Here is a 10,879-nt window from a genome sequence, read left to right on the forward strand (position 1 = left end):
AGCCACGGGGCCCCCCGAGGCACGGCCCCGAGTGGCCTGATCGGGCCACTCCCCCTTCCCGCACCACGCCACGTGCGGGACGCTCGCATGTGGCGGCACCCTGACGAGGAGGCAACAAGTGGTCGACGCGGATCAGACATTCGTCATCGTCGGAGGCGGCCTGGCCGGCGCGAAGGCGGCCGAGACGCTCCGCACGGAGGGCTTCACCGGCCGGGTGATCCTCATCTGCGACGAACGCGACCACCCCTACGAGCGCCCGCCCCTGTCCAAGGGCTACCTCCTCGGCAAGGAGGAACGCGACAGCGTCTTCGTGCACGAGCCCGGCTGGTACGCGCGGCACGACATCGAGCTGCACCTCGGACAGACCGTCGTCGCGATCGACCCCGCCGCCAGGACCGTCCACTACGGCGACGACGGCACCCGCGCCAGGTACGACAAGCTGCTCATCGCCACCGGCGCCGAGCCCCGCCGTCTCGATGTTCCCGGCACCGGCCTCGCGGGCGTCCACCACCTGCGCCGCCTCGCCCACGCCGAGCGCCTCAAGAACGTCCTCGCCTCCCTCGGCCGGGACAACGGCCATCTCCTGATCGCCGGGGCCGGCTGGATCGGCCTGGAGGTCGCGGCGGCGGCCCGCGAGTACGGGGCGGAGGTCACCGTCGTCGAGCCCGGCCCGACCCCGCTGCACGGCGCCCTCGGCCCCGAGCTGGGCGCCGTCTTCGCCGAGCTGCACGAGGCGCACGGGGTCCGCTTCCGCTTCGGCGTGCGACTGACCGAGATCATCGGCCAGGACGGCATGGTGCTGGCCGCCCGCACCGACGACGGCGAGGAGCACCCCGCCCACGACGTGCTCGCCGCGATCGGCGCCGCCCCGCGCACCGCGCTCGCCCAGGCGGCCGGCCTGGAGATCGCCGGCCCCGCCGACGGCGGCGGCATCGTGGTCGACGCGAACCTGCGCACCTCCGACCCCGACATCTACGCGGCCGGCGACGTGGCCTCCTTCCACCACGCCCTCTTCGACACCCGCCTGCGCGTCGAGCACTGGGCCAACGCCCTGAACGGCGGCCCGGCCGCGGCCCGCGCGATGCTCGGCAGGGGCCCCGCCCACGACCGCGTGCCCTACTTCTTCACCGACCAGTACGACCTGGGCATGGAGTACTCCGGCTGGGCGCCGCAGGGGTCGTACGACCAGGTGGTGATCCGCGGGGACGCCGCGAAGCGCGAGTTCGTCGCCTTCTGGGTGAAGGAGAGCCGGGTGCTGGCCGGGATGAACGTGAACGTGTGGGACGTCACGGAGCCGATCCAGCAGCTGATCCGCTCGAAGGCCCGGGTGGACACGGAGGCCCTGGCGAACCCGCACGTATCGCTCGAAAGTCTCGTCGCATAGCTGCCGGCCGGCCGCCGTAGACTTCACACGTGGCTGGACGGATCAACGACGAGGACGTGAAGGCGGTACGGGACGCGGTCCCGATCGACGCCGTGGTGTCCGAGTACCTCCAGCTGAAGAACGCGGGCGGCGGCAACCTGAAGGGACTCTGCCCCTTCCACGACGAGAAGTCCCCGTCCTTCCAGGTCAGCCCGAGCAAGGGGTTCTTCCACTGCTTCGGCTGCCAGGAGGGCGGCGACACCCTCACGTTCGTGATGAAGATCGACCACCTCACCTTCTCGGAGGCGGTCGAGCGCCTGGCCGGACAGGCCGGCATCACCCTGCGCTACGAGGAGGGCGGGTACAACCCCACCCACCAGCGCGGCGAGCGCATCCGCCTGGTCGAGGCCCACAAGATCGCCGCCCAGTGGTACGCGGAGCAGCTGGCGACCGGCCCCGAGGCCGACACCGGCCGGGCCTTCCTCGCCGAGCGCGGCTTCGACCAGGCCGCCGCCGAGCACTTCTCCGTCGGCTACAGCCCCCAGGGCTGGGACCACCTCACCCGCTTCCTGCGCGGCAAGGGCTTCAGCGACAAGGAGCTGCTCCTGTCCGGCCTCGCCCAGGAGGGACGCCGCGGCCCCATCGACCGTTTCCGCGGCCGGTTGATGTGGCCCATCCGCGACATCGGCGGCGACGTCGTCGGCTTCGGCGCCCGCAAGCTCTACGAGGCGGACAACGGCCCGAAGTACCTGAACACCCCCGACACCGCGATCTACAAGAAGTCCCAGGTCCTCTACGGCATCGACCTCGCGAAGAAGGACATCGCGAAGGCTTCCCGGGCCGTGGTCGTCGAGGGCTACACCGACGTCATGGCCTGCCACCTCGCCGGCGTCACCACCGCCATCGCGACCTGCGGCACCGCCTTCGGCGGCGACCACATCAAGATCCTGCGCCGCCTGCTGATGGACAACGGCTCGGCCCGTGTCATCTTCACCTTCGACGGCGACGCGGCCGGCCAGAAGGCGGCCCTGCGCGCCTTCGAGGACGACCAGAAGTTCGCCGCCGAGACCTACATCGCCATCGCCCCCGACGGCATGGACCCCTGCGACCTGCGCCTGGCCAAGGGCGACGACGCGGTCGCCGACCTGGTCGAGCCGCGCACCCCGCTCTTCGAGTTCGCGCTCCGCCAGATCGTCGGCCGCTACGACCTGGACACCCCGGCCGGCCGCGCCTCCGCGTTGGACGAGGCCGCCCCGGTCGTCGCCCGCATCAAGAACAGCGGCGCCCAGCACGAGGTCGCCGTGCAGCTCGCCGGCATGCTGGGCATCCTCGACACCCAGTTCGTGGTCAAGCGGATCGCCCAGCTGGCCCGCTGGGCCCGCGACCGCGGCGGCAAGGGCCCCGCCCCCGACCGGCAGCAGCGCGGCGGCGGCGCCCCGCAGCAGTACGCCGGCTCCGCCGGGCCGGGCCCGCGCGGCGGCCCCGCGCTGAACCTCCGCAACCCCGTCTTCGCCACCGAACGCGAGCTGCTCAAGCTCGCCCTCCAGCGCCCCGAGCTGGTCTCCCCGGCCTTCGACGCGTACGGCGTCGACGAGTTCACCGCCCCGCCCTACGCCGCCGTACGCGAGGCGATCATGGAGGCGGGCGGCGCCGAGTCGGGCGTCGAGGACCCGCAGGGCTACCTGGTCCGCGTCCGCGAGGCCGCCCCGGACGACGCCGTCCGCGCCATGGTCACCGAGCTCGCGGTCGAGGCGATCATGCTGCACCGGGGCGTGAAGGGCGTCGACGACGTCTACGCGGGCGCCCAGTTGGTCACCGTCCGGCGCCGGGCCGTAGAGCGCCGCATCCGCGACATCACCGGCCGCCTCACCCGCCTGGCCGGCCACGGCGACCCCGCCGAACTGGCCGCCGTCCAGAACGAGCTGTGGGTCCTCCAGCAGTACGACCAGACCCTGCGCGAGCACGGCGCCGCCGCGCTCTAGCGACCCGTGGTGCGATGGTGCGCCGGCCGTCGTCCAGGCCGATCACGCCTGACGGCCTGCCGCAGGACCCGACTCCCCGGCACACCTCGACGACGCACTCCTGCCGGGTGACGGGCACGACGGCGCCCGCCGAGAAGCCATGAATCGAGAACAGGACATCGAAAGCAGAACATCCGTTCCTCTCGCGTATCCATGGCACTCCTGTTCGGATCATGTCCCCCACCTGCGTACGGGCACACGGCGGCCGTGCGGATGTGCGGGACGCAGATGCGTTTCCCATATCCGTCACCTGTCCTCGGTCATGACATCCGCGACTATTGGCCCCTTCGGCGCCGTGGCACGTTTCTCCCTGCCGACGAAATAGCACGAGCCGAGGAGCGCGGGTGAATCCGGAGTACGCGTCGTACTGCACGACGGACAGACACTTCTACGACGCACCCCACCGTTCCTCCGACGCCGCCGAGGAGACCGGTGCGCTGTACGGTCCGGCGTGCGGTCCCGTGCCCGAGGGCTGGGAGCGCTCGCGGCGGGGGGACTGGATGTCGTTCAGCCCGCGGAGCGCCCGGGTGCCCTCCCAGGGCTGGAAGATCCACGTCTCGGCCGGGCTCGACAACGCGCCGGCGGTGCTCGGCAAGGTGACCGACTACTGCCTCGGCCGGGGACTGCCGTTCAAGTTCGTACCCGGGCCGCGCCTGCTGCATCTGCGGAACGCCAAGTACGCGGACCGTGCGGGCAGCGGCAAGTTCATCACCGTCTACCCGCTCGCGGACGACGACTTCCCCGAGGTGTGCACCGACCTGACGCGGCTGCTGGAGGGCGAGCACGGCCCCGGCATCCTCAGCGACCTGCGCTGCGGCACCGGACCGGTGCACGTGCGGTACGGGGCGTTCGCGCCGCGCTTCTGTGCCATGCCGGACGGGCGGCTGGTGCCCGCGATAGCCGATCCGGAGGGCAACCTCGTCCCGGATCCGCGCGGGCCGTCGCCGGTCGTCCCGGAGTGGGTGAGCACACCGCCCTTCCTGCTGCCCCACCTGGAGGCCCGGGCCGCGGCGAGCCTGGACGGCGTGCCGTACAGCGTGGAGCGGGCGCTGCACTTCTCCAACGGCGGAGGCGTCTATCTCGGCCGGGACGACAGCAGCGGGGAGCGCGTCGTGCTCAAGGAAGCGCGCCCGTACGCGGGACTCGCCGCCGACGGGGCCGACGCGACCGTCCGGCTGGAACGAGAGCGCACCGCCCTCGAACGGCTGGCCGGGCTCGACTGCGTGCCGGCCGTCCGCGATGTGCTCGACATCGGCGGGCACCGCTTCCTCGTACTCGAACACATCACGGGTGACACGCTCAACACCGTGTTCGCCCGGCGCTTCCCCCTGGTCGGCACCGACCCGGCACCGGGGGTGCTCGCGGAGCACGCTGCGTGGGCCACCCGGATGTACACGATGGTCGAGCGGGCCGTACGGGACGTCCACGGGCGCGGGCTGGTCATCAGCGACCTGCACATGAGCAACATCATGGTCGCCGACGACGGGTCGCGGGTCGTCCTGCTCGACTTCGAGGCGGCTGCCCCGGCTCGTGAGCGCGGCCGGCAGATCGTGGCCAACCCGGCCTTCGTGGCGCCCTCCGACCGGCGCGGAACGGACATCGACGACTACGCGCTGGCGTGCCTGCGCATCGCGCTCCTCGTGCCTCTCACCACGCTCTTCTCCCTCGACCGGCGCAAGGCGGACCCGCTGGCCGCGTACGCGGAACGGGCCTTCGGCCTGGCACCGGGCGCGCTGAACGGGGCGGTGGGAGAGATACTCCGGGGCCTGCCCGAGGCGCTCCCCGAACGCACCGCCGCCGGCCGTACGGATGCCGTGGCCCGTGTGTCAGGCACCCCGGACAGCGGCCCGGACCCCGTGCTGCCGACCACCGCCGACTGGCCGCTCAGCCGGGACGCCATGGCCCGCGCGATTCTCGCCTCCCGTACCCCGGAGCGCGACGACCGCTGCTTCCCCGGTGACATCGCCCAGTTCGCGACACCGGCCGGCGGCCAGTCCCTCGGGAACGGCGCGGCGGGTGTGCTGTACGCGCTGCACGAGACGGGCGCCGCCTCCTGTCCGGACGCGCTCGACTGGTTGGAGGAACGGTCCTGCGACCCGGCCCCCGGCACTCCGCCGGGCTTGTACGACGGGCTCACGGGCATCGCCTGGACGCTTGCCCGGCTCGGCCGCGCCGATCCGGCCACGCGACTGGCCCTGCTCGCCGCCCGGCAGCCCTTCGGCGGGCTCCCCGCGGGCCTGCACAGCGGCCTCGCGGGCATCGCGCTGGCCCTGGCGGACCTCGCCCGCACCGCGTCCGCCGCCGACGCCGCCGTACTCTCCCGGGCCGCCGACCACTGCACCGCCCTGGCCGTCCGTACGCTCACCGAGAACCGCCCGCTGCCGGGCACCGGGCTGCTGCACGGGGCGACCGGGATCGCCCTGCTGCTGATCCGCCGGTACGAGGCCACCGGGGACGCCGGCCTGCTGGACCTCGCCGCGGTCGCCCTCCACCGCGACCTCGCCCGCTGCCGGGCCGGCGCCGACGACGCCCTGCTGGTGGTCGAGGGCAGGCGCACGATGCCGTACCTGGGGGCGGGCAGTGCCGGGATCGCCCTGGTCATCGACGACTACCTGGCACACCGGCCGGACGAGGCGCTGGCCACCGCCCGGCACGCCCTGCTGCGGGCCTGCGGGTCCGCCTTCTACATCCAGCCGGGTCTGTTCCGCGGCACTGCCGGACTGATCCTGCACCTGGCACGCACCGGCGCCGGCGACCCCGCGTCGCCGCACGGGGCGATACGCCGCCACACCGGGCTGCTCGATCTGCACGCCCTGCCGTACGGCGGAGGACTCGCCTTCGCCGGGGAGCAGCTCATGCGCCTGTCGATGGACCTGGCGACCGGCACGGCCGGCTGCCTCCTCGCGCTGGGCAGCGCCTTCGCCGGGCGTCCGGTGGCCCTGCCCTTCCTGCCGCTCCGGCGGCCCACCCCGCCGCACCTCGCGGCCCACGGACCGGTCTCCTCGGGGACCGTGCACAGATAACGCTCCATCAGTCACGAGAGAGGAACGGCATCATGGCACTTCTCGACCTCCAGGCACTGGAAACCCCGGCGGAGGAGTCCTTCGACGAGGTGGCGACCGGCAGCCAGGTCAGCCTGCTCGTCTGTGAGTACAGCTCGCTCAGCCTGCTGATCTGCACCCCGTGACGCGAGGCGGGCGTGTCAGACGGTGATCCACCGTACGGCCCGCCGGCGGCCGGCCGGTCCCGGGAGCATTCCCGGGGCCGGCCGTTGCCCTTGTCCGCGCGCAGATGTGTCCGCACCCGGCGGAGGGACCTTCGCTTGATTCCGCGCATGCCGACCCGTAGGAGTGCCGCCGCCGTACTGGCGGTAGGGGTCTGTTCGACGGGCGCCGCCGTGGCCGCGGTCCTGCTGCCCGCCGCGCTGGGCAGCGCCGTGAACGGCGTGGTGGCCGGGGCCACCGTCCCCTGGGCCGCCCTGTGGCTGTGCGCCGCCCTGACCGCTGCCGAGGTCCTCCTCGACGCCACCGCCGCGGTCGTCGGCGGCACCACGACGGCGGGGTTCGCCGCACGGATGCGGACGCGGGCGCTGGACCAGGTGCTGCGCGCCGAACCCCGGCACGCACAGGCCGTCCCCGCCGGAGACCTGACCACCCGTCTGACGGCCAACGCCCCGGACGCGGCCGCGGCCCCCGTCACGGCCGCGGGTGCGGTCGCCGGGGTCCTCCTGCCGCTGGGCGGCCTGACCGGGCTGTTCCTGGTGGACGTCTGGACGGCGCTCGCCCTGCTCGCCGGCTTCCCCGCCGTGCTCGTCCTCCTGCGCACGTTCACCCGCCGTACGGCGGACGCGTCGGCCGGCTATCAGGCCGAGCAGTCCGTACTGGCCGCACGGCTCACCGAGGCCCTGGACGGCGCGGCGACCATCCGCGCGGCCGGGACCGGGGCCCGCGAGTACGCCAGGATCCTCGAACCGCTGGCCGCGCTCGGCACACACGGACGGCGCACCTGGGCGGTCTACGGCAGCGCGTCGGCGCGCAGTGCCGTCCTGCTGCCCCTGCTGACCGTGCTGGTCGTCGGGGTGGCCGGGCTGCGCCTGTCGGCCGGGGCGATCGACATCGGCGGACTGGTGGCTGCCTCGCGGTACGCCATGCTCGCCGTCGGCATCGGCTCGCTGACGGGTGCGCTGGGTTCGCTCCAGCGGAGCCGTACGGCGGCGCGTCGGCTGGCACCCCTGCTCGCTCTGCCCGCCGTACCGCACCGCTCGCTGGACCTTCCCCCGGACGGCCGGGGCACGCTGGAGCTGCGGGGCGTGGACGTCGTACGCGACGGAGCGTACGTCCTGCGCGACGTGGGGTTCACGGTGCCCGGGGGCACGTCGGTGGCCGTGGTCGGACGGTCCGGATCGGGCAAGTCGGTGCTGGCGGCGGTCGCGGGGCGCCTCACCGACCCGGACGCCGGGACGGTCGTCCTGGACGGGGTGCCGCTGGACGGCGTCGAGCCGGTGCGGCTGCGCCACGAGGTGTCGTACGCGTTCGCCCGGCCCGCGCTGGCCGGGGCGACGGTGGAGGAGGCGATCGCGTTCGGGGTGCCCCGTCCGTCGCCCGGCGCGGTCCGCGCGGCGGCCCGCGCGGCGGCGGCCGACTTCGTCGAGCTGCTGCCGCACGGCTTTCACACCCCGACCGCGGGCGCACCGCTCTCCGGGGGCGAGTACCAGCGGCTCGGACTGGCCCGCGCGTTCGCGCACCGGGGCCGCCTGATGATCCTGGACGACGCCACGTCGGGGCTCGACACGGTGACCGAACGGCGGGTGCGCCGGGAACTCGACGGTCTGGCCGGCACGACGACCCGTCTGATCGTCGCCCACAAGCTCTCCGCCGCCGCCGGTGCGGACCAGGTCGTCTGGCTGGAGGGCGGCACGGTGCGCGGGGTGGGCCGGCACGACGACCTGTGGGCGGATCCGGCCTACCGGTCGGTCTTCCACGCGCCGGCACACCAGGACGCGGCGGGAACAGGCGCCGAGGAGGCGCCCCGGCCGCCTGGCGGGAAGGAACGCGTATGACGGCGCTCGCCGCCCGCGAGGACACATCCGACCGGGTGCTGCGGCGGGTGGCCCGGGAGGGCATGGTCTTCCTGCGCGCCCGCACCGGCGTCGTGGGGCGCCTGGCGGCCTGGTCGTCCCTGGAGTTCGTACAGACTTTCGTCGGGGGGTACGGTGTCGCCCGCGCGCTGGACGACGGGTTCCTCGCGGGCCGTCCGGCGGCCGGCCTGCTCTGGCTGCTGCTCGCCGTGCTCGTCACGCTCCCGGCGGGGCTCGCGACCCACGGGGTCTTCGGGCGGCTCGCGGACCTGGTGGAACCGTTCCGGGACGGTCTGGTGCGGCGGGCCGTGGCCCGTGCGCTCGTCGGCGCGCTGGACCGACCCGGGGAGACGTCCACCGGCGCGGTGTCCCAGGTGACGCATCAGAGCGAGATCGCCCGGGACGGCTGGGCCGGCCTGGTTCTGGCCCTGCGGTCGTTCGTCTTCACCACGGCGGGCGCACTGGCCGGGATGGCGGCCCTGGCACCACGGCTGCTGCTGGTCGTCCTGCCCCCGATCGTCCTGGGACTGGCGCTGTTCCTGCTCACCCTGGCGCCGATGGCGGCCCGGCAGCGCGCGTATCTGGCCGCCGACGAGGCGTACGCCGCCCACGCGGGGCAGACCGCGTCCGCCCTGCGCGACATCGCGGCGGCCGGAGCGCGGGCGGCGGTGTCCGGCACCGGCCGGGACCTCGCCCGCACGCAGGCCCGGGCCGCGCGGCGGCTGGCCCGCTGGAATGCCGTGCGCGTCGTGGCGACCGCCCTGTGCGGCCGGGTGCCGCCGGTGGTCCTGCTGTTCGCCGCGCCCTGGCTGCTGCGGCAGGGACTGTCGGGCGGCGCGCTGATGGGCGCGCTGACGTACCTGACGCAGGCTCTGGCGCCGGCCGTGAACGCCCTGATGAGCATGCTGGGGACGGCGGGCGGGCGCCTGGTGGTGGTCCTGGACCGTTTCACCGACCCGGTGCCTCCCCCGGCCGGACCGGATCGCCGCGTCCCGGTCCAGGAGGTGCCCCGGACCCCCCGGCACGAGGCGGAGCTGCGGGGTGTGACCTTTGCGTACGGCGTCGGCGGCCGCCCGGTGGTGGACGGGCTGGACCTGCGCGTCCGGACGGGCGAGCGCCTCGCGGTGATGGGCCCCAGCGGCACCGGCAAGTCCACTCTGGCGGGTCTGCTGGCGGGAGTGGTCGCACCGTCCACCGGCGAGGTGCGCTGGTGGGGCAGGGCGAGTACGTCGTGGGAGCCGACCTCCGTGCGCACGCTCCTGCCGCAGCACGCGTTCGTGTTCACCGCCTCGCTGCGGGACAACCTGCGCTATCTGCGCGCCGGCGCGTCGGACCGGGAGATCGCCGCGACCGTGAAGGCGCTCGGGCTGGACTCACTGCTGGAACGGCTGGGCGGATTGGACAGGACGGTTGTCCCGGACAGTCTGTCCCAGGGAGAGCGGCAGCTCGTCGCTCTGGGACGGGCGCATCTGGCGACCGCCCCACTGCTCATCCTGGACGAGGCGGCCAGCGGGCTCGATCCGGTGGCCGAGGCACGCGCGGAGAACGCTCTCGCGGAGCGGGCCCGCACTCTGGTGGTCATCGCCCACCGTCCGGCCTCGGCGTTGCGCGCCGATCGCGTACTGGTGATGGACGGCACCCGGGTCGAGTGCGGGACACCGGGCGAACTGCGGGAGTGCTCGGCGCTCTATCGCGAACTGACCGGTGTCCACGGCCATTAGGACGGGGCGCACTCCGGGGGCCCACGCATCGGTCACAGCCAGCCGAATTGCTTGGACAGCCGTATGGCGTCCAGCCGATTGCGCGCTCCGGTCTTCCGTATAGCGGCGGCCAGGTAGTTCCGCACGGTCCCGTTCGTCAAGTGCAGCGCGCCGGCGATCGCCGACACGGATTCCCCTTCCGCGGCGAGGGCGAGTACCCCCAGTTCTCTGCGGGACAACGGGACATCGGCGGCCTGAAGCAGACCGAAAGCGAGCGATTCGTCGATGTGCCGTCCGCCGCCGGCGATCTTGTGCATGATCTCCGGCAGGTCGCTCACCGTGCCGAACTTGTCGATGTATCCGCGTGCTCCGGCGTCGAAAGCCCTGCGCAGCGCGCCGGGCCGGTCCCCGCGGGCCAGGACCACGAGGGCTCCCCCCGTGCCGTCGGGACACCGGAGCGACTCCACGTCGGCGAGCACTTCAGCGGAGTCCGGACAGTCCAGATCGGTGAGGAACACATCGGGCAGGGTCTCCTTGGCCGCGTTTCTGACCCCGCCTTTGGACGTAACTCTGACCTGAACTTCACTATCTGTACTCAGAAGGCAGGCAAGTGAAGCCCTCCACAGCGCGATCTCGTGCACCAGCAGCACCGTCGTCATGAACCGGCCCTCATTCGCGAGCGGGGATAAGTCGGATCGTAGCCATGTCGTTCTGTGAG

7 protein-coding genes are annotated in these 10,879 nt (G+C 73.5%); 6 read left to right on the top strand and 1 reads right to left on the bottom strand.

What is annotated here, in order from left to right; all coding sequences use genetic code 11:
- The first annotated feature begins 118 nt into the window (after positions 1-118).
- The 6 genes from ABEA26_RS12780 (at position 119) to ABEA26_RS12805 (ending at position 10,182) form a co-directional block, all read left to right on the top strand.
- Complete coding sequence (locus tag ABEA26_RS12780) at positions 119-1,384, top strand: NAD(P)/FAD-dependent oxidoreductase (RefSeq protein ID WP_345592028.1); 1,266 nt, start codon at positions 119-121, stop codon at positions 1,382-1,384.
- A gap of 29 nt (positions 1,385-1,413) precedes the next feature.
- Positions 1,414-3,345 (top strand): DNA primase, encoded by a 1,932-nt coding sequence (gene dnaG / locus ABEA26_RS12785; protein ID WP_345592031.1) that lies wholly within the window; start codon positions 1,414-1,416, stop codon positions 3,343-3,345.
- 383 nt (positions 3,346-3,728) lie between these two features.
- Positions 3,729-6,407, top strand: a complete 2,679-nt coding sequence (lanKC, locus tag ABEA26_RS12790; RefSeq protein ID WP_345592033.1) for a class III lanthionine synthetase LanKC — start codon at positions 3,729-3,731, stop codon at positions 6,405-6,407.
- Positions 6,408-6,439: 32 nt separating this feature from the next.
- On the top strand, positions 6,440-6,571 hold the full coding sequence (locus ABEA26_RS12795; protein WP_345592035.1) for a SapB/AmfS family lanthipeptide: 132 nt from the start codon (positions 6,440-6,442) through the stop codon (positions 6,569-6,571).
- 147 nt (positions 6,572-6,718) lie between these two features.
- The gene (locus ABEA26_RS12800) at positions 6,719-8,443 is read left to right on the top strand and encodes an ATP-binding cassette domain-containing protein (protein ID WP_345592037.1); all 1,725 of its coding nucleotides are present in this window, start codon (positions 6,719-6,721) and stop codon (positions 8,441-8,443) included.
- On the top strand, positions 8,440-10,182 hold the full coding sequence (locus tag ABEA26_RS12805; RefSeq protein ID WP_345592039.1) for an ATP-binding cassette domain-containing protein: 1,743 nt from the start codon (positions 8,440-8,442) through the stop codon (positions 10,180-10,182). The genes ABEA26_RS12800 and ABEA26_RS12805 overlap by 4 nt, the downstream gene beginning before the upstream one ends.
- Positions 10,183-10,214: 32 nt before the next feature.
- Here ABEA26_RS12805 and ABEA26_RS12810 read toward each other — a convergent pair whose 3' ends face one another.
- Positions 10,215-10,820, bottom strand: a complete 606-nt coding sequence (locus tag ABEA26_RS12810; RefSeq protein ID WP_345592041.1) for a LuxR C-terminal-related transcriptional regulator — start codon at positions 10,818-10,820, stop codon at positions 10,215-10,217.
- Between the last annotated feature and the right edge of the window lie 59 nt (positions 10,821-10,879).

The organism is Streptomyces marokkonensis, from assembly GCF_039539045.1.
Lineage (GTDB): Bacteria > Actinomycetota > Actinomycetes > Streptomycetales > Streptomycetaceae > Streptomyces > Streptomyces marokkonensis.